The organism is Alcanivorax sp., from assembly GCF_002726155.1.
Taxonomy (GTDB): Bacteria; Pseudomonadota; Gammaproteobacteria; order Pseudomonadales; family Alcanivoracaceae; genus Alcanivorax.
Window position 1 is genome coordinate 1 of sequence record NZ_PBSH01000014.1, and the last position, 26653, is coordinate 26653.

Consider the following 26653-nt stretch of genomic DNA (forward strand, 5'->3'; position numbering starts at 1 on the left):
ATTGGTGCCGAAGGCCGGACTTGAACCGGCACGAGCGAAGCTCACTACCCCCTCAAGATAGCGTGTCTACCAATTCCACCACTTCGGCAAAGAACGCTTAACTTACTGCTCCGACTGAGGCACGTCAGCCGGGGCCGGGGATTCTACCTCAGCTTGAGGTACATCCGAAACTTCTTTTTGCCCTTCATTGGCTTCTGGCGCCACAGGCACTTCCGTCATGCCCGCGGGCACATCGGACTGGGACTCGTCAACGACAGGAACATCCTGATGCTCAACGGTCTCCAGCTCCGGCAGGAAACTGCGAGTGCTATCCGCTTCCTGGCGCGCCATCCAGGCCAGCACCAGGCTGGTCACAAAGAAAACCGCCGCCAGCACCGCCGTGGCACGGGTCAGGAAATTTGCCGAACCGGCGCTCCCGAATACCGTCTGCGAACCGCCGCCACCAAAGGAAGCGCCGGCATCCGCGCCTTTGCCGTGCTGAATCAGCACCAGACCAATCAACCCGAGGGCCGCCAGCACGTGCACTACATGAACAACAATATCCATAACGTCTCTAATTATTCCGACGCCTGACAGATCGCAATAAAGCTGTCGGCTGTTAACGATGCCCCACCGATCAGACCCCCATCGATGTCTGACTGGGCAAATAGAAGGGCGGCATTATCCGCCTTTACGCTGCCGCCGTAAAGCAACCGCAGCGATTGAGCGATATCCGGGTCGTTTTCTGCCAAAGACTGGCGCAAACGGGCATGCACCGCCTGAGCCTGTTCCGGGCTGGCTGTCTTGCCTGTACCAATGGCCCAGACCGGCTCATAGGCAACTACCGCCCGGGCAAACGCCGCAATACCCACGGCATCCACCACGGCCTGCAGCTGCCCGCAGACCACGGCATCCGTGTTGCCCGCTTCCCGATCTGCCAGGGTTTCCCCCACACACAAGACGGGAATCAGGCCCGCGGCCTGCACCTGGGCAAATTTGTCGGCAATTTGTGCATCGCTTTCCGCATATAAGGCCCGGCGCTCGGAATGACCAATAATCACATAACCACAACCGGCTTCGGCCAACATGGACGCAGCCACTTCCCCCGTGAAGGCACCCTCCGCCTGATCACTGACATTCTGCGCCCCAAGTCCGATGGCCGCCGGCAGCTGCTCGCGGGCAGACGCCAGATAGGGAAACGGCGGGCAGACAACCACGTCCGCCACGCCTTGATACTCCGCCAGGGCTGTCGCCATGGACGCCACCAGAGATTGCCCGCCATTCATCTTCCAGTTACCGGCAACCAGAGGGGTTCTTTTCATTGTTGGATTCCTTGAAGTCTTTGCTTGCGCCAATCAGCCGCACCGCAACCGCGGTCACGCAATGGCTTTTTCAACCACATCGGCCAGCTCGCGGCAGAGCGCCGCCACCTGATCGCCGTCTTTACCTTCTATCATCACCCGCACCAATGGCTCGGTACCGGAAGGCCGCAAGAGCACACGGCCGTTGCCTGCCAGGCGCTCCTCAACACTGGCCATGGCCGCCAGAACGTCCGGTTTTTCCATGAACCCGTCCCGGTTGGGCCCACGCACATTGATCATTTGCTGGGGTAGCATGGCCACATCGGCCACCGCCTCGGCCAGGCCCTGCTTGCGACGGGAGAGCGCGGCCAACACCTGCAGGGCTGACACAGTGCCATCCCCGGTGGAGGTGCAATCCAGGCACACCAGATGCCCCGAGGACTCGCCGCCGATGCTCCAGCCGCGCTTGTCCAGCTGCTCCATAACGTACCGATCACCCACTTTGGCACGCACGAATTCGATACCTTCGGCTTCCAGCGCCAGCTCCAGGCCAAAATTGGACATGAGCGTTCCGACCACACCCGGCATGTCCGCACCATTATCCTTGCGGTCACGGGCCACCACGAACAGCAGCTGATCACCATCCACCAACTTACCGGCGTGATCCACCATCAACAGCCGGTCTGCGTCGCCGTCCAGCGCCACACCCAGGTCCGCCTTTTCTTCCAGCACCCTGCGCTGCAGGGCCTCAGGGTGAGTGGAGCCACAGTCGCGATTAATATTGAAACCGTCGGGCTGGTTGGCCAAGGGCACCACAGTGGCACCCAGCTCTTCAAACACGTCCGGGGCGATGTGATAAGCGGCGCCATTAGCGGTATCTACCACAATCTTCATGCCGCTGAGATCCAGCCCCGGCACGGTGCTTTTGCAAAATTCGATGTAACGACCCCGGGCATCATCAATACGGCGCACCTTGCCAATCTGGTCCGTGGACACGACGGAGATTTCTTCGTCCAGCAGGCGCTCAATTTCCAGTTCGATCTCGTCATTGAGCTTGCGGCCATCCGCCCCGAAAAACTTGATGCCGTTATCGGTATAAGGATTATGGGAGGCAGAAATCACGATACCGGCCTGGGCCGACAAGGTACGGGTCAAATAGGCGATCCCCGGCGTGGGCAACGGCCCCAGCAAACGCACATCCACCCCGGCAGCGGAAATACCGGCTTCCAAGGCTGACTCGAACATATAACCGGAAATACGGGTGTCCTTGCCGATCAATATCTTGCTGCCACCCCGCGCGGCCAGCACCTTGCCCGCCGCCCAGCCCAGCTTGAGCACAAAATCCGGCGTAATAGGAAATTCTCCCACCGTGCCCCGCACCCCGTCGGTGCCGAAATATTTGCGCGTCATGACAACTCCTTTTGCGATTCTCTCTGTGATTTCCCAGGGCTTGTTAACACTACCGAGATAACGCCTGCTGGATGCATTTTTTCGTCCAGTGGTGTCAGCCGGTGTGCCGTGTAGTCATTCTACATAAACAGCGGATGGCGCTGCTGGGCGGAAAAAGGAACCAGCCCTTCGGGTTAAGCCCCAAAAGCCGCCACTCGTCGTTATTCATCACTCATTTGGAGCTACCAAACTTCACTCCTCATGCCTAGATTGACGGCTTTTGGGGCTTAACAGGTGTCATCTCGGCAGTGTTAACAGGCCCTAACCGCATGGGCAAAACGCACCACATCCACGGTTTCTTTGACATCGTGGGCACGCACAATCATCGCACCGCGCTCCACACACATAACGGCAGCCGCCAGGCTGCCGGGCAATCGTTCACTGACATCACGATCAAGCACTTTACCGAACAGGGATTTACGCGATACACCGATTAAAATTGGCAACGCCAACGCCTGCAACTCCGCCATTTCCTGCATCAGCTGCAAATTGTGCTGCACGGTTTTCGCGAAACCAAACCCCGGGTCCACCAGTAAGCGCTCGCGAGCAATCCCCGCCTGCTCACAGGCAGCAACCTGCTCACGCAGAAACGCCACCACCTCGGCGGTTACATCATCGTAGCGGGGATTATCCTGCATGCTGCCGGGCTCCCCCTGCATATGCATCAGGCAAACCGGGAGCTGACTGGCGGCGGCGGCCTGCATCGCGCCGGGGCGGCGCAAGGAGCGCACATCGTTAATCATACCTGCGCCGGCTGCGGCGCTGTCACGGATCACTGCCGCCGTACTGGTATCCACGGACACCAGCGCACCCAGCTCATTGCTCAAGGCTTCGACAATGGGCACAACCCTATCCAGCTCTTCCTGCTCGGACACCGCCGCAGCCCCCGGGCGAGTGGACTCGCCACCCACATCCAGAATCGCGGCGCCATCACGCAGCATCTGCTCCGCCTGACGCAGCGCAGCATCACGCTCGGTGTAACGGCCACCATCCGAAAAAGAGTCGGGGGTCACATTAAGGATCCCCATAACGACAGGCGCGGACAGGTCTAGTGTCCGCGCCCCACAGCTAAGCGTTGTTGGATGCATCATGAATCAGTGCGTGTTGGCAGGCCCACCAATGGGGTCGTCACCAGACGGCTGATCACCATCGCCGGATGCAGCAGCCCCGTTACCCGGGCCCTGATCGCGCCAGTCTTTTGGTGGGCGTGGCTTATGGCCACCCATGATGTCATCGATCTGCGACGCATCAATGGTTTCGTACTGCATCAACGCATCCGCCATCAGGTCCAGCTTGTCACGGTTGTCTTCCAGGATCTGCTTGGCGCGCCCGTAACAGCCATCGATGATGGCCCGCACTTCACGGTCGATCTCTTCTGCCGTCTGCTCGGACATATGCTTGCGCTGCCCCACCTGCTTGCCAAGGAAGACTTCGCCCTCTTCTTCCTCATAAGCCAGCGGACCCATTTTCTCGCTCAGGCCCCACTTGGTGACCATGGCACGGGCCAGCTTGGTAGCACGTTCGATATCGTTGGACGCCCCGGTGGTCACACCGTCAAAGCCCAACGTCATTTCTTCCGCGATACGGCCACCAAACAGGGAGCAGATCGAAGATTCCAGACCCCGTTTGGACTGGGAGTATTTGTCTTCTTCCGGCAGGTACATGGTGACACCCAGCGCTCGGCCGCGCGGAATGATGCTCACCTTGTAGACCGGGTCATGCTCAGGCACCAGACGGCCCACAATGGCGTGGCCCGCTTCGTGAAAGGCCGTATTCAGCTTTTCTTTCTCGCTCATCACCATGGAGCGACGTTCGGCGCCCATCAGGATCTTGTCCTTGGCTTTCTCGAACTCTTCCATGGACACCATGCGCTTGTTGGCGCGAGCGGCAAACAATGCAGCTTCGTTGACCAGATTGGCCAAATCCGCACCGGAGAAACCAGGCGTACCCCGCGCAATCAACGCAGGCTCCACATCATCCGAAATCGGCACCTGGCGCATGTGCACCTTGAGCACATGCTCACGGCCACGGATATCCGGCAGCGGCACGGTGACCTGACGGTCGAAACGGCCGGGGCGCAGCAGCGCCGGGTCCAGCACGTCCGGACGGTTCGTCGCGGCAATCACGATGATGCCTTCGTTGCCATCAAAGCCATCCATTTCCACCAGCAACTGGTTCAGCGTCTGCTCACGCTCGTCGTGACCGCCGCCGACGCCAGCCCCCCGGGAACGCCCCACCGCATCGATTTCGTCGATGAAGATAATGCACGGAGAGTGCTTCTTGGCCTGCTCGAACATGTCACGGACACGGCTCGCGCCGACACCGACAAACATTTCCACAAAGTCAGAGCCGGAGATGCTGAAGAAGGGCACCTTGGCCTCACCCGCAATAGCCTTGGCCAGCAGGGTCTTACCAGTACCCGGCGAACCCACCATCAATACACCGCGGGGGATCTTGCCGCCCAGACGCTGGAACTTGGCCGGGTCACGCAGGAATTCAACCAGCTCCTGCACTTCTTCCTTGGCCTCTTCCACGCCTGCCACATCGGCGAAGGTAGTCTTGATCTGGTCTTCGCCCAGCAGTTTGGCCTTGGACTTGCCGAACGTCATGGGGCCACCGCCGCCACGACCACCGCCCTGCATCTGGCGCATGAAGAAAATGAAGATGGCCAGGATCAACAGAATAGGCAGTACGGACAGGAACAGCTGGGTCAGGAAGCCCTGACGCTGAGGCTCCAGCCCCACCACATTGACGTCGTTCTGAATCAGGGTGGGCATCAGGTTGGTGTCCAGGGTCGGCGGTTTCACCGTACGGAACTGGCCACCATCCGAATAGGTCCCGGTAATCGTGCTTTCGCCGATTTTCGCTTCCTGCACCTTGCCGTCTTCTACCCGTGAAATAAAGGTGGAATAGGGCACATCGGTGGTTGCAGGCTGGGTACTGAGACTGGATGCCACCACGTACAAGACGCCGGCAATCACCAGCCACAGCACAATATTCTTGGTCATGTCGTTCAAGGGAGACCTCGATTAATCCGGGCGCTCGCGCGCACACTAACGAACTTACACCTTACACCATTTGCCAGAAGCAACGTAATGCCGGTTCGGACAGGAATATAGCCTTTTTACGGCTTTTCACCGCCTATTTCAGGCCAAAACCCAACTGATAGACCTCTGTGGAGCGAGCCCGGCTTGCCGCCGGCTTGCGGCTGACCACGCGCTTGAAACGACTTTGCAGCGCCTTGCGGTAGTCTTCAAACCCCTCACCCTGGAATACCTTGACCAGAAACAGGCCATCCGGTTCCAGCACCCGCTCAGCCATATCCAGCGCCAACTCTGCCAGATACATGGCCCGCGGCTGATCCACCGCGCTATTACCACTCATATTGGGGGCCATGTCGGACATTACAAGGTCTGCCCGCCGATCCCCCAGAGAAGCAAGAATTTGCTCGTAGATGGCATCCTCACGGAAATCCCCCTCGATGAAGGTCACATCCGGCAGGGCATCCATGGCGAGAATGTCACTGGCAATGACCGCCCCCTTACCGCCGATCAGCTGGCCCGCCACCTGGCTCCAGCCCCCCGGCGCGGCGCCGAGATCCAGCACAGTCATTCCCGGCCGGAATAAACGGTCCTTTTCATGCATTTCCAGCAGCTTGAAGCTGGCCCGGGAGCGGTATCCCTGCTCCTGGGCCTTGGCCACCCACGGGTCATTGAAATGTTCTTTCAACCAGGCCTTGCTGGTCTTGGAACGGCTGGACTTCGCCATGGCCCCTCTCTCCTGAATTTTCTGTACTCTCTATGTGCGCTGGCAAACCCGCACGACCAACCCACATGACGGCTGCTTTTCAGCCGGGTAATACGTAGAATACGCGCACAGCAACCCTTTCTGGAGCCACACCGTGCCGCTATCTACCCAGGACATCAAACGGTTACGCCGTATTGGTCACCACCTGAAACCCGTTCTGATCTTTGGCGACAAGGGACTCAGCGACAACTTCGTGGAAGAACTCAACCTGCGCCTGGAAGATCACGAGTTGATCAAGGTGAAGGTCAACGCAGAAACCCGCGACGACCGCGCCGCCATTGTGCAAGCCTTGACCGAGAAAGGCAGCGCCGAGCTGATCCAACGCATCGGCAACATCGCCCTGCTCTACCGCCCGGCCCAAAAGCCCAGCCCGAAGCTGTCGAATATCCTGCGCTATCAGAATGCTTGAGAGCCGCGCCCACGCTGGCAGGCCACACGCAACACGCGACAGACATGAAAAAGGCGACGTTTAACGTCGCCTTTTTTGCGTGCTGCGTGCAAGCGTGACGCATGCAAGCGTCTAAATATGCTCCACCTGATCGACTTCGTACTCACGGGTGCCACCGGGAGTGTCGATCTGCACCACATCCCCTTCTTCACGACCAATCAGGCCGCGGGCAATGGGTGAGTTCACGCTCAGCTTGCCTTCCTTGATGTTGGCTTCGTCGTCGCCCACGATCTGGTAGACCTTGGTTTCATCCGTATCCACATCAATGATGGTGACGGTCACACCGAAAATGACCTTGCCGGTGTTTTCGATATCCTGAATATCGATGATCTGCGCATTGGAGAGCTTACCCTCAATGTCGCCGATGCGGCCTTCACAAAAACCCTGTTGCTCACGGGCCGCGTGGTATTCCGCATTTTCTTTCAAATCACCGTGTTCGCGGGCTTCTGCAATCGCAGCAGAAATACGCGGACGATCTTCTTTTTTCAGCTTTTCCAGTTCCTCGCGCAGAGCTTTGGCGCCCTTGGCGGTCATCGGTACACGTTGCATAGTTATCCTCGTATCTTTTAACAGGCGCAAGCACAGCCCCCTGTTAACGGAACCGCCCGGAGCACTCTGCTCCGAGCGCTCCCGACGACGATTTATTTCATTTCTGCGTGCAGGTCCTGCAAGCGACGAACCGTGGGTTCACCACTAATACCCAGCGCCTGACACACCGCATGGGCCGCCGCGATGGTGGTGGTGTAGAACACCTTGTGCTGCAGCGCCGAACGACGGATTGCAAACGAATCACGGGTCGCCTGCTTGCCTTCGGTGGTATTCACAATCAGGGCGATCTGGTCGTTCTTGATCATGTCCACAATATGCGGACGCCCTTCCAGCACCTTGTTCACCACTTTCACCTCAAGGCCCGCCGCTTCCAGCACCTTGGCAGTGCCTTTGGTGGCCACCAGGCTGAAGCCACGCTCGATCAACATACGCGCCACATCCACAGACGCGGGCTTGTCCACTTCACGCACGGAAATAAAGGCAGTGCCGGTTTCCGGCAGCTTTTCTCCAGCACCCAGCGACGCCTTGCCAAAGGCTTCCGCAAAGGTCGCACCGACACCCATAACTTCCCCGGTGGACTTCATCTCCGGGCCCAGGATCGGATCGACTTTCGGGAACTTGGCAAACGGGAACACCGCTTCTTTCACAAAATAGTGCTGCGGTTTGACCTCTTTGGTGAAGCCTTGTTCCTTGAGGCTGGTGCCAGCCATACAGCGGGCAGCCACTTTCGCCAGAGACACCCCGATGCACTTGGATACATAGGGCACTGTCCGGGAGGCACGCGGGTTCACTTCCAGCACGTACACCTCACCGCTTTTCACGGCAAACTGCACGTTCATCAAACCGACCACACCCAGCTCCAGCGCCATATCGGCAGCCTGCTGACGCATCACATCCTGGACGTCCTCATCCAGCGAGTACGGCGGCAGGGAGCAGGCAGAGTCACCGGAGTGCACGCCAGCCTGTTCGATGTGCTGCATGATGCCACCGATAACCACATCGGTTCCGTCACACACTGCATCCACATCCACTTCGATGGCGTCGTCCAGGAAGCGATCCAGCAATACCGGGGAATCGTTAGAAACCGATACCGCGTTCATCATGTAATTACGCAGTTCTGCTTCGCTGTAAACGATTTCCATAGCCCGGCCACCCAACACATAGGAGGGACGCACCACCAACGGATAACCGATTTCTTCCGCCAAACGCACACCGTCCTCCATGGAGCGAGCGGTACGGTTGGGCGGCTGCTTCAGGCCAAGCTTATTGACCATTTGCTGGAAACGCTCGCGGTCTTCCGCTTCATCGATGGCATCCGGCGGGGTACCAATAATCGGCACACCGGCAGCCTGCAGGGCACGGGCCAGCTTCAAGGGTGTTTGCCCGCCATACTGGACAATAACCCCCTTGGGTTTTTCTTTGGCCACGATGGCCAGCACGTCTTCCAGCGTAATCGGCTCGAAGTACAGACGGTCGGAGGTGTCGTAATCGGTGGACACGGTCTCCGGATTACAGTTGACCATGATGGCTTCGTAACCGTCGTCCTTCATGGCAAACGCCGCGTGCACACAGCAGTAATCGAACTCAATACCCTGCCCGATCCGGTTGGGACCACCGCCGATCACCATGATCTTGTCACGGTCTGACGGGTTGGCTTCGCACTCTTCGTCGTAGCTGGAGTACATATAAGCCGTATCGGTGGCGAATTCCGCCGCACAGGTATCTACCCGCTTGTAAATCGGCAGCACACCCAGCTCTTCACGCTTGCCACGCACGTCGGCTTCCTTCACGCCAAGCAACTGTGCCAGGCGGGCATCGGAAAAGCCTTTACGCTTGAGCGCGTACAGGCTGTCGCGGGTCAGACTGCTGAACGTGCTATCCACCAATTGCTGCTCGGCGCGAATCAGGTCTTCAATCTGCACCAGATACCAGCGATCAATCTTGGTGATATTGAATACATCATCCACAGTCATCCCAACGCGGAATGCATCACCGACAATCCAGATGCGCTCCGGACCCGGCGTGGAAAGCAACTGCGCCACCTGCTCGCGGGCATCCGGGGCCGCCGGGTCCACATGGGGATCGAAACCGATGGACTCGGTTTCCAGACCACGCAGTGCTTTCTGTACGGATTCCTGGAAGTTACGGCCAATGGCCATCACTTCACCCACCGATTTCATCTGCGTGGTCAAGACCGCATCGGCTTCAGCGAATTTTTCGAAGTTGAAGCGCGGAATCTTGGTGACCACATAATCGATGGATGGCTCGAAGGAAGCCGGGGTCTTGCCGCCGGTAATTTCGTTCTGCAGCTCATCCAGGGTGTAACCCACCGCCAGCTTGGCCGCCACCTTGGCAATCGGAAAGCCCGTTGCCTTGGACGCCAGGGCAGAAGAACGACTCACCCGCGGATTCATCTCGATCACCACCATGCGCCCGTTATCCGGGTTGATGCCGAACTGCACGTTGGAGCCGCCGGTTTCCACGCCGATCTCACGCAACACCGCCAAAGAGGCGTCACGCATGATCTGCAACTCTTTATCGGTAAGCGTCTGGGCCGGCGCCACGGTGATGGAGTCACCGGTATGCACACCCATGGGATCAAAGTTCTCGATGGAGCAAACGATGATGCAGTTGTCCTTTTTGTCGCGGACCACTTCCATCTCGTACTCTTTCCAGCCCAGCAGCGACTCGTCGATCAGCAGCTCATTGGTGGGCGACAAATCCAGACCACGCTGGCAGATTTCTTCAAACTCTTCGCGGTTGTATGCCACACCACCGCCCGAGCCCCCCATGGTGAAACTGGGCCGAATGATGCAGGGGAAACCCAGGGACTCAAGGGCCGCGTTGGCTTCATCCATGTTATGGGCAATGGCAGAGCGCGGGCACTCCAGACCGATGGCCTTCATTGCCTTATCAAAACGGGAGCGATCTTCCGCCTTGTCGATGGCATCTTCGGTGGCGCCAATCATTTCCACGCCGAACTCTTTCAGCACCCCGTTGTGGTCCAGATCCAGGGCACAGTTCAGGGCTGTCTGGCCACCCATGGTGGGCAGCAGCGCGTCCGGGCGCTCCTTCTCGATGATCTTGGCCACGGTCTGCCAGGTAATCGGCTCGATATAGGTGGCGTCCGCCATGGCCGGGTCAGTCATGATGGTGGCCGGGTTGGAGTTCACCAGAATCACCCGGTAACCCTCTTCGCGCAGCGCCTTACATGCCTGGGCACCGGAGTAGTCAAACTCACAGGCCTGGCCGATCACAATCGGGCCAGCACCAATAATGAGGATGCTTTTTAAATCACTTCTTTTCGGCATAGTCACTAACCGTCAGACGTTAATTTCAGTTGCCAGCGCGTCAGACGTCGAACGTCGGACGTCGGACGCTTATTTTGCTTGCATGAGCTCGATAAAATGATCGAACAGCGGCGCGCAATCACGCGGCCCCGGGCTCGCTTCCGGGTGACCCTGGAAGCTGAAGGCCGGCACATCAGTGCGCTCGATGCCCTGCAAGGTGCCATCGAACAGCGACACGTGGGTCACTTTCAGGTTCGCCGGCAAGGTATCGATATCCACCGCAAAACCATGGTTCTGGCTGGTGATCATCACCGTGTCATCCGCCAGGGTTTTCACCGGGTGGTTGGCACCATGATGGCCTGTGGCCATTTTCATGGATTTGGCACCACTGGCCAGAGCCAGCAGCTGGTGCCCCAGGCAGATGCCGAACACCGGCAGACCGGTGGCAACAATTTCCTGGATGGCGGCGATCGCATAGTCGCATGGCTCCGGGTCACCCGGGCCGTTGGACAGGAAGACACCGTCCGGCTTCATGGCCAGCACCTCGGACGCGGGCATCTGGGCCGGCACCACGGTGAGCTTGCAGCCACGCTCGGCCAGCATGCGCAGGATGTTGCGCTTGACGCCGTAGTCGTAGGCCACCACATGAAAGCGGGTCTCGCCCTGCTCGGTATGGCCTTTCTCAAGATCCCAGGTGGACTCGGTCCAGCTGTAGGACTCGGCAACACTCACTTCCTTCGCCAGGTCCATACCTTTCAGGCCGGGGAACCCCTTGGCCGCCGCCAGCGCCTGTGCTTCATCCACATTGTCGCCGGCCAGAATGCAGCCATTCTGCGCACCCTTGTCGCGCAAAATACGCGTCAGGCGGCGGGTGTCGATATCGGCGATGGCAACGATGTTGCGCTCACGCAGGTAGTCCGGAAGAGTTTGCTCACTACGCCAGTTGCTCACTGTCATGGCCAGATCACGAATCACCAGGCCCGAGGCCCAGATTCGGGAGGACTCTTCGTCCTCGGCAGTGACGCCAGTGTTACCGATGTGCGGATAGGTAAGGGTTACAATCTGCTGGGCATAGGAAGGATCCGTCAGGATCTCCTGATAGCCAGTCATGGCGGTGTTAAACACCACCTCACCCACGGTTTCACCCGTGGCACCGATTGCAACACCCCGAAAGATGCTTCCGTCTTCAAGAGCGAGAATGGCGGGAACCGTCAACGCAACCTCCAGGCTGATAGGGAATAGGGAGATCTGCGGCGGGTGCGCTCGCAAAAAAGCGAGATGGATTCCTCCACCTCGCTTTTTCTAAATTCTTCATTCGGCGCCCCGCACGCCCATCACGGGCTGCGCGCTATTTTAGGGCTTTGTGGCCCCGCTGTCACGCAGCAATCCCGCCGACAGACAAGCGGCGGGCTTGGCAGGCGGCTAACCCTTGCCCCAGCCGGCACTTTCACCGGCCAGGCCCAACACATCCTGCATGTCGAACAGGCCCTTGTCGTGGCTACCCAACCACGCAGCAGCCCGCACCGCACCACGCCCGAAAGACATGCGGCTGGACGCCTTGTGGGTAATCTCCACCCGCTCACCTTCTGCGGCAAACATCACCGTGTGGTCGCCCACAATGTCACCGGCGCGAATGGTCTCAAAACCGATAGTGTGACGCTCTCGCTCCCCGGTGCGACCTTCGCGGCCGTATACGGCGCATTCATTCAGGTCACGCCCCAGGGTTTGAGCCACCACTTCCCCCATGCGCAGCGCCGTGCCGGACGGTGCATCGATCTTGTGACGGTGATGGGCCTCGATGACTTCGATATCCACCTCATCGCCCATGATCTGGGCTGCGGTCTCCAGCAACTTGAAACACAGATTCACACCAATGGAATAATTCGGTGCGAAACAGATGGCGATATCGTCGCTGGCAGCGCGCAGCGCCGCTGTCTGGGTGTCATCCAGCCCGGTAGTGCCAATTACCAGCTTGGTCCCCGCCGCCCGGCAGATCTCCAGGTTCTTGACCGTCGCTTCCGGCACCGTGAAGTCGATGAACACGTCCGCATCGTTCACCACCTTGGCCAGATCATCTGCCAGCAGCACACCACTACTGCCCTGCCCCACCAGCTCACCGGCATCTGCACCAATCAAACTGGAACCGGGCACATCCACCGCCGCAGCCAGGGCGGTGTCCGGGTTGGCCAGCGTCGCCTCGATCAGAATACGCCCCATGCGACCGGCAGCGCCGATAATACCTACTTTCATGGTGTCTCCTTGATTAAAAACCGGACGCCAGGCCACCACCCAATCCCGGCAGGAAAGGGCAACGCGACCGGCATCAAGCGGCTTATTCTAGCAGAAAGGGCGGCAGGGTCACCGCGTAGAGATTGACGTTTTCCTTGAGCATGTACTTGCGCCGCTTACGATCGAAACGCTTGAAGCTCATACCACTGTCGCGCCAGGCAAGCACCTCTTTGAGCCGCTTGCGGGCATAGGCGCGGTCCAGCCACTCCATGGAAAACCCGGCGGGCAACTGTGCCGCCACCTGCAGCTGCGCCAATGCCCGGCTCAACGCCTCTTCCTGAAAGGTATAAAGCAGGCTGTTGGCATATTCGTAACGAACAATCGCCAGGTCATTCTGCTGCCTGAGCGCCATCTCGAAAGGCGCAATAGCGTCCTCACTGTCCGCCGCCAGCGCAAATTTTCCCGCCGTCTTCCCCACCCGCCTCAGCACGTTAGCCTCAAAGGCCGCACTCAACGACAGCGCCAGAGGATGCTCCGGCTCCACCGCCAGCATCTCGGTGGCCGCATTGATTACCATGGCCGCATAGTTTCGTTGCAAGGTCGCCGGAACGGATTCATCCTCCGCCAACCTGGCCACCGCATAGCCAAACCCCAGACGCATCATGCAGTAATCTGCTTCAAGCGCCTGATCGCCGGGCAGCACCACCATGGTCTCGCCAAACCAGGCCATGTCATTGATGGCTTCCTGCAACAGCTGCTGCTTCTGCTCATGGGTCGGCGCCAGATAGGTGGCATACACAATTTGCGCCACCACGGCCGGCACCCGGGCATAGCCGCCATAGCGCCGTCCGAGATCCCGGGCCTGGCGAAAATCACCCCGGAAAAAGGCCTGCCAGACTTCCAACACATTGCGACTATGCTGCTCCCAATCGTCATCCTGATAGCGCAAATCCCGATACAAATCCGGAAAGCGCTGATAGCGGGCCCGCAGGTAGTCGGCAGAGGGATACGGCAAACGCAACCCGCGCATAAACTGATTCCAGTTGGCGCGAACCTCTTCCACCGTGAAGGTATAAGGTGCCGGATCGAAAGGAGCGGGTTGCCAGTCGCCATTCAGTACTGGCGGATTCGGCGCCAGCGGCGCTTTTTGAGCAAAGGTGGCGCGGACACGTTCATAGGCCTGATCCAGCGGCGCGCACAGCCCGGAAAGAGAGACGCACCACAACACCACGCCCAACACACACGCCAACCGCCGTGAATTCATCATTGCCTCTGATTATTGTTGTTTTTATGCACAATATCGCAGGCGAGCTTTCAGCGGCAACGAAGGCGATCAAATTTCATACTATTGGCTGAGCACATACCTCACTTTGCCAAACGCTCAACGCCGGATGCCTGACGTAAAACCGCATAGCCTGAATGGCTATCGCTAGTGCGGCACCTCTTTTGAGGGATGGCCAAGGCCATTATTCAGGGAATAATCGGATGATTCGTTTTACGAAGAACATAACGGCCAGAATCGATCCATCACCCAATTAACCCCAAAAAAAGCCCGGCATGAGAAATCATGCCGGGCTTTTTTTAGCGGACCAAAACGCTTACTTGGTATCGAAAAACCGTTTAACGCCTTCGAACCAGCTGCTCTTGCGCGGGTTGTGGCGGTTACCGCCACTCTCCAGAGACTCCTGGAATTTGCGCAACAACTCTTTCTGCTCACCGGACAGCTTCACCGGGGTCTCGATGACCACCTTGCAGAGCAGATCACCCGGTGCACCACCACGAACCGGTGCCACACCCTTGCCACGCAAACGGAAGACTTTTCCGCTCTGGGTTTCCGCCGGCACTTTCAGCTTCACTTTGCCATTCAGGGTGGGCACATCCAGCTCACCACCGAGAGAGGCGTCGACAAAACTGATCGGTACTTCGCAGAACAGGTTGTCACCATCGCGCTGGAAGATGTCGTGCTCACGCACGGCCACCTGAACATACAAATCACCGGACGGCGCGCCGTGCATGCCCGCCTCGCCTTCACCGGCAAGACGGATGCGGTCACCGGTATCCACGCCCGCCGGAATCTTCACCGACAGGGTCTTGGTGTTCTGCACTCGACCCTGCCCGCCGCAGCTGCCACAGGGATCCTTGATGATCTTGCCTTCACCCTTACAGGTGGGGCACGCCTGCTGCACGGTAAAGAAACCCTGCTGCATCCGCACCTGGCCGACGCCGCCACAGGTCGTACACGCCACCGGCTGGCTGCCTTCCTTCGCGCCACTGCCATGACAGACATCACAGCTGTCCCAGGTGGGGATACGGATCTTTTCATCACAACCGCGCACCGCCTGCTCAAGGGTCAGCTCCAACGTATAACGCAGGTCTGCACCGCGGGCGGGGCCACGGCGTCCACCGCCGCTGCCTCCGAAGATATCACCAAAGATATCGCCGAAGATGTCACCAAAACCACCGCCGCCGAAGCCGCCGCCAGCACCGGCGCCACCCTGACCGTTAACGCCGGCATGGCCGAACTGGTCATAGGCCGCACGCTTCTGCTCGTCGGCAAGGACTTCGTAGGCTTCTTTCGCTTCCTTGAATTTAGCCAACGCCTCTTCATCATCCGGATTACGGTCCGGATGGTATTTCATCGCCAGGCGACGATAAGCCTTTTTCAGGTCCTGGGCGCTGGCATCTTTGGCTGCACCCAGCACTTCATAATAATCACGTTTGGACATAGGTCACCATAAAGCAACACGCTCCACGCTCTCACGCAGCACGCCCGAAGGCACCCACCGCGTGTTGCGTGAAGCGTGTTGTGTGAAGCGTCGTATTACTTCTTCTTGTCGTCGTCGACTTCTTCAAACTCGGCGTCGACCACGTCATCACCCGCCTGCTGCTGGCCACCTTCAGCGCCGGCAGCACCTTCAGCCTGCTGAGCCTGCTCGGCGTACATCTTCTCGGCCAGCGGTGCGGACACTTCGGACAAAGCCTTGATCTTGGCTTCGATATCGTCCTTGTCGCTGCCCTTGGCGGCTTCTTCCAGCTCGTCCACCGCCTTGGTGATGGACTCCTTCTCTTCGTCGGTCGCCTTGTCGCCAGCTTCCTCGAGAGTCTTGCGAGTCGCATGCACCAGGTGGTCCGCCTGGTTGCGGGTCTGCACCAGCTCTTCGAACTTTTTGTCTTCGTCCGCGTGAGCTTCCGCGTCCTGCACCATCTGTTCCACTTCCTCGTCAGACAGGCCGGAGGAGGCTTTAATCTGGATGGTCTGCTCTTTGCCGGTGGCCTTGTCTTTCGCGCCCACATGCAAAATACCGTTGGCGTCGATATCGAAGGTCACTTCAATCTGCGGCATACCGCGCGGTGCCGGCGGGATGTCTTCCAGGTTGAACTGGCCCAACGACTTGTTCTGGGACGCCTGCTTACGCTCGCCCTGCAGCACATGTACCGTCACGGCAGTCTGGTTGTCGTCCGCGGTGGAGAACACCTGCGACGCATTGGTCGGGATAGTGGTGTTCTTCTCGATCAGCGGAGTCATCACGCCACCCATGGTTTCAATACCCAGGGTCAACGGCGTCACGTCCAGCAACAGCACGTCGGTCACGTCACCGCTCAGTACCGCACCCTGAATCGCTGCACCCATGGCAACCGCTTCATCCGGGTTCACGTCCTTGCGCGGCTCTTTGCCGAAGAACTCGGTAACGCTCTTCTGCACCATCGGCATACGGGTCTGGCCACCAACCAGAATCACGTCCGTGATATCCGCGGTTTTTACGCCCGCATCAGCCAGTGCGGTTTTGCACGGCTCGAGGGAACGCGTTACCAGTTCGCCAACCAGAGACTCCAGCTTGGCGCGGGTCACTTTCACCACCAAGTGCTTGGGACCGGTGCTATCTGCAGTGATGTACGGCAGGTTCACTTCGGTCTGCTCGGCAGAGGAAAGCTCAATCTTGGCTTTCTCGGCCGCTTCTTTCAGGCGCTGCATGGCCAGCGGATCGCCGCCCAGATCGATACCGGAGTCCGCCTTGAACTGATCCGCCAGGAAGTTGATCAGTGCCAGGTCGAAATCTTCACCACCCAGGAAGGTGTCACCGTTGGTGGCCAGCACTTCAAACTGGTGCTCACCATCCACTTCGGCAATTTCGATGATGGAAATATCGAAGGTACCACCACCCAGGTCATATACGGCGATGGTGCGATCGCCCCCTTTCTTGTCCAGGCCATAGGCCAGAGCAGCCGCGGTGGGCTCGTTGATAATACGCTTCACGTCCAAGCCCGCGATGCGACCAGCATCTTTAGTGGCCTGACGCTGGGAATCGTTGAAGTAAGCCGGCACGGTGATAACGGCCTCGGTGACAGACTCACCCAGGTAATCTTCCGCGGTCTTCTTCATTTTCTTCAGCACTTGCGCAGAAATCTGCGGCGGCGCCATTTTCTCGCCTTTCACTTCCACCCAGGCGTCGCCATTGTCGGCCTTGGTGATCTTGTAGGGCACCATTTTGATGTCCTTCTGAACCACCTTGTCGTCAAAACGACGGCCAATCAGACGCTTCACCGCGTACAGGGTGTTTTCCGGGTTGGTCACCGCCTGACGTTTGGCAGACTGACCCACCAGGGTTTCTTTATCATCGGTGTAGGCGATGATGGACGGTGTAGTGCGCGCGCCTTCTGCGTTTTCAATAACCTTGGTCTTGTCACCTTCCAGCACGGCCACACAGCTGTTGGTCGTACCCAGGTCGATACCGATAATCTTACCCATAGTCGTTCTATCTCCTTCACACCAGCCGGGACCCTGTCGGCGCCCCAGGCAGTTGAATTGTTAATTCGTCTGGCTCCTATATGGCGGTCATGCCCGCCGTTTCAAGGGGCCGCAATGCTTTTTCCCGTCCCGAATCAGGGGGCCTTACTGACCACCACCCGAGCCGGGCGAATCAGGCGCCCATTGAGCTGGTAGCCCTTCTCCAGCACCTCAATCACGGTGTTGGGATCCACATTAGGGACCGGCACCATGGTCATGGCTTCGTGCAATTCCGGATTGAACGGCTCGTCCGCCGGGCTGATCTGCTCCAGGTTGTACCGGGCAAACGCATCCAGCAGGGATTTCAATGTCAGCTCGATGCCTTCACGGGCGCCTTTAAGGGCCTCGTCGTCGGCATCCAACGCGGCCAGGCCACGCTCCAGGTTATCGGCCACGCTCAACAGGTCGCCGGCGAACTTCTCCAGGGCAAACTTGCGGGCGTGCTGCACATCGCGCTCAGCGCGTTTGCGTACATTCTGCACTTCGGCCTGGGCACGAACATCCGCCTCCGCCAGCGCCTTCTTGACCTTGGCCAGCTCGACCTCAGCTTCAGCCAGCTTCTCTTCAACAGTGGGCTCCGCCTGCTCAGCTTCGGCTTCAGCGGCCGCCGCAGCCTGCTGCTCTTCCACAGTTTCTACCTGCGGCTCGGCGCCCTTCTGTTCTTTTTCCTGTTCACTCATTACTCACTCCACATCCCCGACCGGGGCCTTATCTCAGGAAAGCCGGCAAAGATATGGGAACTGATGGTCTGGATTCAAGGGGGGAAGGAGCAGTTGACAGTCGATAGTGGACAGTTAACAGCGCTGCGGGATACCCCAGCCAGCTTCTGAGACGCAAGAGGCCGCGCCAATAAGCCTGGCGCGGCCTCATACGTTCCAAGATCAACAACCTCGCCCGCGCAGCTGTCAACTATCCACTGAGGTTATAGCTGGGTCAGAGCTGCCGAGAGGATCTTGGCGGTGATATCCACGGTGGGAATCACTTTCTCGTAATCCATACGAGTGGGACCAACCACCGCCAACACGCCCGCCGGGCCGTTATCGGCCTTGTAGGGCGCGGAAATCAGCGAATAGTCCTCAAACGGCTGGAAGCCGGATTCACGACCGATGAAGATCTGCACTCCATCCGCCTTGATGGAACGCTCCAGCAGGTGAAGGATATCGCGCTTGTGGTTAAAGGCGTCGAACAGGTTACGCAGCTGCCCCAGGTTTTCCGCCTCGGTGGACTGAATCAGGTTGGACTCCCCGGAGACCACATAATCGGAGTCGGGACGCTCGGTACGCAGGGCCTTGTCCGCCACCGCCACCGCCGTCTGCATCAGGGCATCCATCTGCTGGCGATCGGTGTTCATGGTATGCAGCAACCCATCGCAGATGCTGTTCAGGTCACAGCCCGCATAGGTGTGATTGATGTAACTGGCCGCCTGACGCAGCTCCACCTCATCGTAATCCCGGTCGGTATGAATAATGCGGTTCTGCACTTCGGAGCGATTCACCACCAGCACCACCAGCACCCGCCTGCCCGACAGCGGCAGGAACTCCACCTGCCGCAAGGTCGACACCTCACGGCGCGGCACCGCCACCAGCCCAGCCATGCGCGTCAACTCCGCCAGGGTTTTTGAGGCCTGGGCGATCAACTCCTGAGAGGACTGCTCCGGCGCCAGCAACTGGCGGAGCTCATTTTTCAGGTGCCGATGATCCGGGCGCTCCATGACACTGGTCGCCAACAGCGAATCCACATACAGGCGATACCCCAGCTCCGTGGGAATGCGCCCCGCCGAGGTGTGCGGACTACTCAGCACACCCAGCTCCTCCAGCTCCGACATGATGTTGCGCACCGTGGCCGGGCTCACCGTCAGGCCGCTGCCACCGGCCAGTGTCTTTGAGCCCACGGGCTGACCGTCACGGATATGCCGTTCCACCAGCGTCATCAGCAGGCGTTGTTTACGTTCGTTGAGATCCAGCTTTGCCATGGGAGTATATGTACCAGAAAATCGCCCCCTTATTATATAGAGAAGCGCGCCGGGGTTTCATCGGCAGGGGCTTACACTCGGCGGGAGAATCCCCTACCATTAACCACTACTGCCCATAAGAACAGTCATAATCACAAGGATGTCATCATGACCGACGAAAGCCCAAACAACCCCTACCAGGCACCAGACAGCACCAGCCAGAAGCCCGCAACCCCCGGCTCGCCGGCATTGGCCAGCCGCCTGTACCGTTTTCTGGGCTCCATCATTGATGGCCTGGTGCAGCTCGTGGTGATCGGCCCGATCATTTATTTCAGTGGCATCTGGGACGCCATGATGCAAGGCACTGGCGACATCAGCCTGGCCACCAGCGCCGGCCTGTTTATCGCCGGGGAACTGATCTTCCTGGCCCTGCAGGGCTGGTTGTTGTTCAACCGCCAGCAGACCATCGGCAAAGCGATTCTCAACATGCGCATCGTCGGCATGGAGCAGGACAACGTGCCAGCCGGCAAGCTCTATGGCCTGCGCTATTTTGTTTTCCACGTGCTTGCCCAGCTGCCCGGTGTCAACCTGATCATGATTGTCGACCCGTTACTGATTTTCCGGTCCGACCGCCGCTGCCTGCACGACCACCTTGCCGGCACCCAGGTCATCCAGACCCAGAGCACCACTGCTTAACAACGATTTCGCCTGTTCCGGAGGAACACCATGCTGACACACTTGAGCGTTCGTCATTTTGCCACCGTTGACCAGTTGGAACTGGAACCCGAGAACGGGCTCACTGTCATCAGCGGCGAAACCGGGGCAGGCAAATCCGTCATTATCGACGCCCTTGGGCTCACCCTCGGGGATCGCGCCGATTCATCCATCGTTCGCCATGGCCACGACCGCGCCGAAGTGCTGGCCACCTTCGACCTGAGCGACAACCCCGCCGCACGCCAATGGCTGGCCGAACGGGAACTGGATGATGAAGAGCAATGCCTGCTGCGCCGCACCGTGCGCGCCGACGGCCGCTCCCGAGCCTATGTGAACGGCACCCCCACTCCGCTGGCCGAAGTACGCGAACTGGGCGAACGCCTGATCAGCATCCACAGCCAGCACGAACATCAGGCCCTGCTGAAAAAAGACGCCCACCGGCAGCTGCTGGACAACTTCGCCGATGCCCGCGACCTTGCCAACAGCGTGCGCGAGCACTGGCGCCACTGGCAAAAAGCCCGCCGCGCCCACGATGAAGCCCTCAACCAGGCCCGCGAACAGAACGAAAAAGAGGAATTGCTGCGCTTCCAGCTGGAAGAACTGGACGCTCTCGCCCTGCAAGACGGCGAACTGGAGCAGCTGGAGCAAGAACAGCAGCGGCTAGGCAACGCAGAAAGCCTGATCCGCGTCTGCCAGCAGTCACTGAGCGCGCTCTACGAGGGCGAGGACGGCACCTGCAACGACCACCTTAGCCAGGTCAGCCACTGGCTGGATGACGCCCGCAACAACGACGACGGCCTGGGCAGCATTGCCGACACCGTGGAGTCCGCCCGCCTGCAAGTGGAAGCCGCCGCGGACGACCTGCGCCATTATCTGGAAAAACTGGATCTGGACCCTGCGCGCCTGAGTCAGGTAGAAGAGCGCCTGAGCCAGTGTTACACCCTGGCCCGCAAACACCGCGTTCGCCCGGAGGAACTGGTGGAACATCACCGCAGCCTGCTGGCCGAATCTGATGCGCTGGGCAATGTGGACGCCCACCTGCACGCCCTGGCCGAACAGGAAAGCACCGCCCAGCAGCACTATATGGATAACGCCCGCAAGCTCAGCAAGGCCCGCCGCAGCGCCGCCAAAACCCTGAGCCAGCAGGTGCAAAAACAATTGACAGCCCTGGGCATGAAGGCCGCCCAACTGGATGCTCGCCTCAGCGACTGCAGCCCCACGCTCGACGGATTGGAAGAGGTGGAATTCCTGTTTACCGCCAACCCGGGGCAGCCACTCAAACCCCTGGGCAAGGTGGCGTCCGGTGGCGAACTGTCCCGGGTCAGCCTGGCCATTCAGGTGATCTGCGCGCGCAACCTGACCGTACCCAGCCTGGTGTTCGATGAAGTGGACGTGGGCGTGGGCGGCGGCGTGGCTGAAATCGTCGGCCGGCTACTGCGCGAGCTGGGTCAGCACGCCCAGGTACTGTGCATTACCCACCAGCCACAGGTCGCCAGCCAGGGCCATCAGCACTGGCAGGTACACAAGATTCAGGGAGACGACACCACTCACACCCGCATTCAGGGGCTCGACGAGACCGCCAGAGTGGAAGAGCTGGCACGGATGCTGGGCGGCGTGGAAATCACCGAATCCACCCGCAACCACGCCAAAGAGATGCTGAGCAAAGCCCAGGCCGCATGACAAGAGACGCTTCATGCTTCACGCAACAGGCTCCACGCCCGCGAGCAGCATGAAGCGCGCTACGTGACGCGTCTTATTTCTTCTTCGGCTTGACGTACAGTACCAGCGAGTGATCCACGATTTCGTAACCGTGCTCCTCGGCAATGGCGTGCTGGCGCTTCTCGATCACGTCATCCATGAATTCCACCACCTGGCCGGTTTCCATGCACACCATATGGTCGTGATGGTCCTCATCGGCCAGTTCGAACACGGCGGAGCCGCCTTCGAAGTTGTGACGCAGCACCATGCCCGCCTGCTCGAACTGGGTCAGCACGCGGTATACCGTGGCCAGCCCCACATCTTCGCCGGAATCCATTAGTGACTTGTAGATGTCTTCAGCGCTCAAGTGGCGCTCTTCGGACTTCTCCAGTTGCTGCAGGATTTTCACCCGCGGCAGGGTCACTTTAAGGCCCGCTTTTCTGAGATCCTGATTATCCAATGCGTATGCTCCATCTGCCAATCAATGGCGGTTTTGAAAAGGGCGGGAATCTGTACTACCTGGGCACCAAGGCGAACTCATCGCCCTGCTGGCTGTCCATGGAACAGGTCCAGACAGCCAGACCGGAGTTTGTCATAGGTTCCCAAGTCTGTATTATCGCCCGAACACTTAGCGAAGTCGAAAATCATGCCCCGCATTCTTGTTTTACTGACACTGATATCCCTTCTGGCCACCGCTGGCTGCAGCTCACTGCGCTTCCCCGGCGTCTACCGAATTGATATCCCGCAAGGCAACTTCGTCACCGAAGACATGCTCAGCGAACTGCAACCCGGCATGTCGCCTGAGCAAGTCCGTTATGTTCTCGGGGCGCCTACCCTGGTAGACCCGTTCACCCCGGACCTGTGGCTCTATCCAATGACCTATCGCCCCGGCAAGGGCGACAAGGTCAGCCAGACCATTTCCGTGTACTTCGAAAACGGCACCTACAGCCGCTACGAAGGCGAGGTAATCGACGACTTCAAGGCCAAGACTTCCGGCCGTAATGACCTGGAGCTGCAGCGCAAAGCCGCCGACCGCAAGGATGACGCCGGATAAGCGTCATCCTGTATTGCCCACTTTGCTGACTCACCGCTCCGTAGCCTCTCAGCCCTTGCCTGCAGAGGCTTTTTCTTTCGCCCGCTTCTTGCGGTTGAGCTTTGGATCCGCCGTTAACGGACGATAGATCTCTACCCGCTCTCCTGCTTTGAGCACATGCCCGGCAGGATTTGCCACCACCTTTCCGAAGACCCCCATGGGCGCCTTGGCCAATTCCAGGTCGGCAAATTGCTCGTCGATCCCCGACAACCGGGCAGCTTCCAGCATGGTGGTCCCTTCAGGCACATCCAGACCAATCAAACGCTGCTTTTCCGGCAGCGCATAGGTCACTTCCACATGAATCATTGCATCGCTCACTGGGCGGGCTCCACCGCCGGCGGCGCGGTTGGCACCTCGCCAGCGTCGTCATCAGCAGGTTCTGCCACGGGTGCCGGCACCTCGGCTTCAGCCCCAACGCCCGGTGCCTCTGACACTGCCGGAGCAACCGGTTGTGGCTCCGACACAGGGGCAGCCTCTTCAGCCGGGGCCACCGCACTCCAAATGGAGTACACAAACAGCGCCACCACTGCCGCCGGGGAGAAAATTCGCACCAGCGCGCGCCACACCAGATACAGCTTGAAGTTCTTGATGCCCAACTCCTTGCGGGCCTGAGTCTCTTTCATCACCCAGCCAGCAAAGATGGCAATCAGCAGGCCACCCAGCGGCAACATCACCGTGGTGGACAGGAATTCCATATTGTCGAAGAAGGTGCCCGCCAGGAACGTATTGTCCTTCCAGACATTGAACGACAGCACCGATCCCACACCCAGCAACCAGGCACCCAGCCCGACCACAATAGCGGCCTTGGCGCGAGTCAGCCCCTTTTCCACCAACCAGGCTACCACCGGCTCACCCAGGCTGATGGACGAGCTCCACGCGGCGCACACCACCAGCAGGAAGAACAGGGAACCGAACAGAACCCCACCGGGGATACTGCCGAACGCTAGCGGCAGGGTCACAAACATCATGCCCGGGCCCTGCCCTACTTCCAGCCCTCCGGAGAACAGCAGCGGAAACATGGCCATGCCGGCTCCCAGCGCCACCAGTGTATCCAGCACCGCAATAATGGCCACGGTAGAAAGAATCGATACCGGCTTCTTTTTCCCGGTTTTCGGATTGGTCACCTCGCGGGGCATGTAGGCCCCATAGGCCATGATTGCCCCCATGCCCAGGCTCAGCGTGAAGAACGCCTGCCCCACGGCCACCAGCACGGCTTTACCGGTCAACTTGGAGAAATCAAACGCAAACAGAAAGTGCATGCCCTCGCTAAAGCCGGGCGTGGTCGCCGCGTAGCCCACCAGCACCAGCAACAGCACAAACAACAGAGGCATTAACACCTGCACGGCTTTTTCCAGCCCGCCTTTTACCCCGCGCGCTACCACCACCATGGTGAGCAGCATGAAGAGCGAGTGATAACCCAGCATCAACCAGGGGTCAGCCAGCATGCTGTCGAAGTGCGCCTCAGACTGCGTCGCCGTAATACCCTCAAAGGCACCCCGCGCCGCCTCCCAGGTGTAATACAGTGCCCAGCTGGCCACCGCAGAATAAAACGACAGAATCAGAAACGCGGACAATGCGCCCATGATTCCGATGCCTGCCCAACGCTGGGTGACCTTGCTCTCACTGGCAAGCTTGCGCATGGTGTTGATCGGACTCAGCCCACCCTTGCGGCCCAGCATCACCTCTGCGGCCATAATGGGAATACCCACCACCGCAATACACAACAGGTACAGCAGCACAAACGCGCCGCCCCCGTTTTCCCCGGTGATATACGGGAACCGCCAGATGTTACCCAGCCCCACCGCCGACCCGGTCGCAGCCAGAATAAACACCCAACGGCTGCCCCACATTCCATGGACCGACTTGTTTTCTTGCTTCATAACACCATTACCCTTATTCGCGTGGCGGTATTGTCTTTTTTTTGGCAGGGCGGCTCAAGTGACGGCCAGTAACAGCGCAAACGATGGTAAGCAGTCACTCACCCCGTGCCAGCCTCCCCGGACAAACCGCTATCAGCCACTCACCCCTTGCTCTATAATCGCCGCCCTATGGGAAAAGCCAACAAAAAAGCCAAAGCACCGTCGGCCACCATTGCGCAAAACCGCAAGGCACGCCACGAATATCACCTGGAAGAACACTTCGAAGCCGGCCTGGTATTGGAAGGCTGGGAAGTGAAATCCCTGCGTGCCGGCAAAGGTAACCTGACAGAAGCCTACGTCTTGCTGAAAAACGGCGAGGCCTTCCTGTTTGGGGCCCGTTTCGAGCCGCTCAACACCGCCAGCACCCACGTGAATCCTGATCCGACACGCACGCGCAAACTGCTGCTGCACCGTCGAGAGCTGGGGCGGGTATTTGGTGGCGTACAGAAAGACGGCTTCACCTGTGTGCCGGTGAGCCTGTACTGGAAGAAAGGGTTCGCCAAGTGCGACATCGCACTGGCAAAAGGCAAGCAGAAATTCGACAAGCGCGCCACAGAGAAAGAGCGCGACTGGAATCGCCAGAAGCAGCGCATACTGCGGCAGAGGTAACACCGTAAGGCGTCACACCCTGCCGCCGGGCACTGTCTCAGGCTAACGCGATTACGCCGTGTGGCGGGTATTCACATCCTGTGCACGGCTATCCCCGCGCAGCTGCCAGTAAAGCTGCAACCAGGCGCGAAGCACCGCAGGCATGAAGTAAACGGCGAACAGAATCACGGGGATCCGCGCTTCCGGCGTCGCCAGGTCCACCAGATAAATACCTGCTGCGTACGCAGCCAGCGCAAACACCAACTGCAACACTCTATAAAGCAGCGGCTGAGCCTTCAAAGGCGACAGTGCCTTCTCGGAAACTTGCCCTGCTGACCGAAAGATCGTGTTCATCATCCTTCTCCTTCAATGAACGACAATGCTTTGATCAGCGGCCTTCTTGATACGTCAATCTCAAGGCTCGCTGTAAAGCCATTGTGTGGTACACAATATTTGAGCCCGATGCCCTTGGGTCGCTTATGGCTGCCAGTGCATCGCTTGCTCAACCTCACCACTGACCGATGTAACCTTGCCGTGGTGACACCGCTATAGTGCGCCCGAAAGATGACAGCACAAGGGTTTTAGGTTGGATTGTCCGACAACAGATGTGTATTCAGGTAACACTTTTCACATTCTGATTACGATTTGAACTTTATTCACGTCGCCTGCCACCAATACAAGGCCACTTCCGCCGCCACCCAACGTATCACCTCCCCGCACATTGAAATCGACTTCCCCACCCCCATCCCTTAGAATGAACCCATCACAGGGGCCGACCTGGATTCGACGCCGGTACTGAATTCTGTGGTGCATGCCGAGAAGGTCACGAGTCTCGTAAATCATTTGTGGCAC

25 protein-coding genes and 1 tRNA gene are annotated in these 26653 nt (G+C 58.9%); 5 read left to right on the forward strand and 21 right to left on the reverse strand.

The window, feature by feature from the left end:
• Positions 1 to 2 precede the first annotated feature (2 nt).
• The 7 genes from CL546_RS04310 to rlmE all read right to left on the reverse strand — a co-directional run bounded on the left by CL546_RS04310 (position 3) and on the right by rlmE (position 6497).
• Positions 3 to 88: transfer RNA gene (locus tag CL546_RS04310), tRNA-Leu, on the reverse strand.
• A 14-nt stretch (positions 89 to 102) separates the two neighbouring features.
• Entirely contained in the window at positions 103 to 546 is a 444-nt protein-coding gene (gene secG, locus CL546_RS04315) for a preprotein translocase subunit SecG (protein WP_290493189.1), read from the reverse strand.
• A gap of 11 nt (positions 547 to 557) precedes the next feature.
• Positions 558 to 1301, reverse strand: a complete 744-nt coding sequence (gene tpiA / locus CL546_RS04320) for a triose-phosphate isomerase (RefSeq protein ID WP_290493190.1) — start codon at positions 1299 to 1301, stop codon at positions 558 to 560.
• A gap of 54 nt (positions 1302 to 1355) precedes the next feature.
• Entirely contained in the window at positions 1356 to 2690 is a 1335-nt protein-coding gene (glmM, locus tag CL546_RS04325; RefSeq protein WP_290493191.1) for a phosphoglucosamine mutase, read from the reverse strand.
• A gap of 290 nt (positions 2691 to 2980) precedes the next feature.
• Positions 2981 to 3817 carry a dihydropteroate synthase gene (gene folP / locus CL546_RS04330; RefSeq protein WP_290493210.1) on the reverse strand — a complete coding sequence of 279 codons (837 nt, stop codon included), beginning with the start codon at positions 3815 to 3817 and terminating at the stop codon, positions 2981 to 2983.
• Positions 3818 to 3823: 6 nt separating this feature from the next.
• On the reverse strand, positions 3824 to 5737 hold the full coding sequence (gene ftsH, locus CL546_RS04335) for an ATP-dependent zinc metalloprotease FtsH (RefSeq protein WP_290493192.1): 1914 nt from the start codon (positions 5735 to 5737) through the stop codon (positions 3824 to 3826).
• Positions 5738 to 5870: 133 nt separating this feature from the next.
• Positions 5871 to 6497, reverse strand: a complete 627-nt coding sequence (gene rlmE / locus CL546_RS04340) for a 23S rRNA (uridine(2552)-2'-O)-methyltransferase RlmE (RefSeq protein ID WP_290493193.1) — start codon at positions 6495 to 6497, stop codon at positions 5871 to 5873.
• A 133-nt stretch (positions 6498 to 6630) separates the two neighbouring features.
• Here rlmE and CL546_RS04345 point away from each other — a divergent pair, with 133 nt between their 5' ends.
• On the forward strand, positions 6631 to 6945 hold the full coding sequence (locus tag CL546_RS04345) for a YhbY family RNA-binding protein (protein ID WP_290493194.1): 315 nt from the start codon (positions 6631 to 6633) through the stop codon (positions 6943 to 6945).
• 111 nt (positions 6946 to 7056) lie between these two features.
• Here the strand turns inward: CL546_RS04345 and greA are convergent, their stop codons facing one another.
• From greA to hrcA, 9 genes are all read right to left on the reverse strand, one after another.
• Entirely contained in the window at positions 7057 to 7533 is a 477-nt protein-coding gene (gene greA / locus CL546_RS04350; protein WP_290493195.1) for a transcription elongation factor GreA, read from the reverse strand.
• A gap of 92 nt (positions 7534 to 7625) precedes the next feature.
• Entirely contained in the window at positions 7626 to 10844 is a 3219-nt protein-coding gene (gene carB, locus CL546_RS04355; protein WP_290493196.1) for a carbamoyl-phosphate synthase large subunit, read from the reverse strand.
• Positions 10845 to 10913: 69 nt separating this feature from the next.
• Complete coding sequence (gene carA, locus CL546_RS04360; protein WP_290493197.1) at positions 10914 to 12038, reverse strand: glutamine-hydrolyzing carbamoyl-phosphate synthase small subunit; 1125 nt, start codon at positions 12036 to 12038, stop codon at positions 10914 to 10916.
• Positions 12039 to 12245: 207 nt separating this feature from the next.
• The gene (gene dapB / locus CL546_RS04365; protein WP_290493198.1) at positions 12246 to 13073 is read right to left on the reverse strand and encodes a 4-hydroxy-tetrahydrodipicolinate reductase; all 828 of its coding nucleotides are present in this window, start codon (positions 13071 to 13073) and stop codon (positions 12246 to 12248) included.
• 82 nt (positions 13074 to 13155) lie between these two features.
• Entirely contained in the window at positions 13156 to 14319 is a 1164-nt protein-coding gene (locus tag CL546_RS04370) for a hypothetical protein (RefSeq protein WP_290493199.1), read from the reverse strand.
• A 331-nt stretch (positions 14320 to 14650) separates the two neighbouring features.
• Positions 14651 to 15778, reverse strand: coding sequence for a molecular chaperone DnaJ (dnaJ, locus tag CL546_RS04375; protein ID WP_290493200.1), 1128 nt, complete (start codon positions 15776 to 15778; stop codon positions 14651 to 14653).
• 95 nt (positions 15779 to 15873) lie between these two features.
• On the reverse strand, positions 15874 to 17799 hold the full coding sequence (gene dnaK, locus CL546_RS04380) for a molecular chaperone DnaK (protein ID WP_290493201.1): 1926 nt from the start codon (positions 17797 to 17799) through the stop codon (positions 15874 to 15876).
• Between the two features lie 134 nt (positions 17800 to 17933).
• A complete protein-coding gene (gene grpE, locus CL546_RS04385; protein ID WP_290493202.1) occupies positions 17934 to 18518 on the reverse strand; it encodes a nucleotide exchange factor GrpE in 585 nt (194 codons plus the stop codon).
• Between the two features lie 242 nt (positions 18519 to 18760).
• Positions 18761 to 19810 (reverse strand): heat-inducible transcriptional repressor HrcA, encoded by a 1050-nt coding sequence (gene hrcA / locus CL546_RS04390; RefSeq protein ID WP_290493203.1) that lies wholly within the window; start codon positions 19808 to 19810, stop codon positions 18761 to 18763.
• 147 nt (positions 19811 to 19957) lie between these two features.
• Between hrcA and CL546_RS04395 the strand changes: the two genes are divergently transcribed.
• The gene (locus CL546_RS04395; protein WP_290493204.1) at positions 19958 to 20485 is read left to right on the forward strand and encodes an RDD family protein; all 528 of its coding nucleotides are present in this window, start codon (positions 19958 to 19960) and stop codon (positions 20483 to 20485) included.
• Between the two features lie 30 nt (positions 20486 to 20515).
• Entirely contained in the window at positions 20516 to 22183 is a 1668-nt protein-coding gene (gene recN, locus CL546_RS04400; RefSeq protein WP_290493205.1) for a DNA repair protein RecN, read from the forward strand.
• A 73-nt stretch (positions 22184 to 22256) separates the two neighbouring features.
• Here the strand turns inward: recN and fur are convergent, their stop codons facing one another.
• Positions 22257 to 22661, reverse strand: a complete 405-nt coding sequence (fur, locus tag CL546_RS04405; RefSeq protein WP_007149572.1) for a ferric iron uptake transcriptional regulator — start codon at positions 22659 to 22661, stop codon at positions 22257 to 22259.
• Between the two features lie 186 nt (positions 22662 to 22847).
• Here fur and CL546_RS04410 point away from each other — a divergent pair, with 186 nt between their 5' ends.
• Complete coding sequence (locus CL546_RS04410; protein ID WP_290493206.1) at positions 22848 to 23255, forward strand: outer membrane protein assembly factor BamE; 408 nt, start codon at positions 22848 to 22850, stop codon at positions 23253 to 23255.
• Between the two features lie 48 nt (positions 23256 to 23303).
• Here CL546_RS04410 and CL546_RS04415 read toward each other — a convergent pair whose 3' ends face one another.
• Together CL546_RS04415 and CL546_RS04420 are read right to left on the reverse strand one after the other, a co-directional pair.
• A complete protein-coding gene (locus CL546_RS04415; RefSeq protein WP_290493207.1) occupies positions 23304 to 23612 on the reverse strand; it encodes an RnfH family protein in 309 nt (102 codons plus the stop codon).
• Entirely contained in the window at positions 23609 to 25174 is a 1566-nt protein-coding gene (locus tag CL546_RS04420; protein ID WP_290493208.1) for a sodium-dependent transporter, read from the reverse strand. The genes CL546_RS04415 and CL546_RS04420 overlap by 4 nt, the downstream gene beginning before the upstream one ends.
• 168 nt (positions 25175 to 25342) lie before the next feature.
• Between CL546_RS04420 and smpB the strand changes: the two genes are divergently transcribed.
• Entirely contained in the window at positions 25343 to 25822 is a 480-nt protein-coding gene (gene smpB / locus CL546_RS04425) for an SsrA-binding protein SmpB (RefSeq protein WP_063521317.1), read from the forward strand.
• A 51-nt stretch (positions 25823 to 25873) separates the two neighbouring features.
• Here the strand turns inward: smpB and CL546_RS04430 are convergent, their stop codons facing one another.
• On the reverse strand, positions 25874 to 26158 hold the full coding sequence (locus CL546_RS04430; protein WP_290493209.1) for a hypothetical protein: 285 nt from the start codon (positions 26156 to 26158) through the stop codon (positions 25874 to 25876).
• A gap of 270 nt (positions 26159 to 26428) precedes the next feature.
• Positions 26429 to 26653: hypothetical protein (locus CL546_RS16540; protein ID WP_463671031.1), on the reverse strand; the 225-nt coding region annotated here is incomplete at its 5' end.

Excerpts from the sequence above, each read along its gene's own strand:
- dnaJ (WP_290493200.1), bottom strand. The coding sequence starts at position 15,778 with ATGTCCAAACGTGATTATTATGAAGTGCTGGGTGCAGCCAAAGATGCC.
- grpE (WP_290493202.1), bottom strand. The coding sequence starts at position 18,518 with ATGAGTGAACAGGAAAAAGAACAGAAGGGCGCCGAGCCGCAGGTAGAA.
- rlmE (WP_290493193.1), bottom strand. The coding sequence starts at position 6,497 with ATGGCGAAGTCCAGCCGTTCCAAGACCAGCAAGGCCTGGTTGAAAGAA.
- greA (WP_290493195.1), bottom strand. The coding sequence starts at position 7,533 with ATGCAACGTGTACCGATGACCGCCAAGGGCGCCAAAGCTCTGCGCGAG.
- folP (WP_290493210.1), bottom strand. The coding sequence starts at position 3,817 with ATGCATCCAACAACGCTTAGCTGTGGGGCGCGGACACTAGACCTGTCC.
- ftsH (WP_290493192.1), bottom strand. The coding sequence starts at position 5,737 with ATGACCAAGAATATTGTGCTGTGGCTGGTGATTGCCGGCGTCTTGTAC.
- recN (WP_290493205.1), top strand. The coding sequence starts at position 20,516 with ATGCTGACACACTTGAGCGTTCGTCATTTTGCCACCGTTGACCAGTTG.
- CL546_RS04410 (WP_290493206.1), top strand. The coding sequence starts at position 22,848 with ATGCCCCGCATTCTTGTTTTACTGACACTGATATCCCTTCTGGCCACC.
- CL546_RS04395 (WP_290493204.1), top strand. The coding sequence starts at position 19,958 with ATGACCGACGAAAGCCCAAACAACCCCTACCAGGCACCAGACAGCACC.
- secG (WP_290493189.1), bottom strand. The coding sequence starts at position 546 with ATGGATATTGTTGTTCATGTAGTGCACGTGCTGGCGGCCCTCGGGTTG.
- dapB (WP_290493198.1), bottom strand. The coding sequence starts at position 13,073 with ATGAAAGTAGGTATTATCGGCGCTGCCGGTCGCATGGGGCGTATTCTG.
- CL546_RS04430 (WP_290493209.1), bottom strand. The coding sequence starts at position 26,158 with ATGATGAACACGATCTTTCGGTCAGCAGGGCAAGTTTCCGAGAAGGCA.
- CL546_RS04370 (WP_290493199.1), bottom strand. The coding sequence starts at position 14,319 with ATGATGAATTCACGGCGGTTGGCGTGTGTGTTGGGCGTGGTGTTGTGG.
- CL546_RS04420 (WP_290493208.1), bottom strand. The coding sequence starts at position 25,174 with ATGAAGCAAGAAAACAAGTCGGTCCATGGAATGTGGGGCAGCCGTTGG.
- hrcA (WP_290493203.1), bottom strand. The coding sequence starts at position 19,810 with ATGGCAAAGCTGGATCTCAACGAACGTAAACAACGCCTGCTGATGACG.
- carB (WP_290493196.1), bottom strand. The coding sequence starts at position 10,844 with ATGCCGAAAAGAAGTGATTTAAAAAGCATCCTCATTATTGGTGCTGGC.
- tpiA (WP_290493190.1), bottom strand. The coding sequence starts at position 1,301 with ATGAAAAGAACCCCTCTGGTTGCCGGTAACTGGAAGATGAATGGCGGG.
- glmM (WP_290493191.1), bottom strand. The coding sequence starts at position 2,690 with ATGACGCGCAAATATTTCGGCACCGACGGGGTGCGGGGCACGGTGGGA.
- smpB (WP_063521317.1), top strand. The coding sequence starts at position 25,343 with ATGGGAAAAGCCAACAAAAAAGCCAAAGCACCGTCGGCCACCATTGCG.
- dnaK (WP_290493201.1), bottom strand. The coding sequence starts at position 17,799 with ATGGGTAAGATTATCGGTATCGACCTGGGTACGACCAACAGCTGTGTG.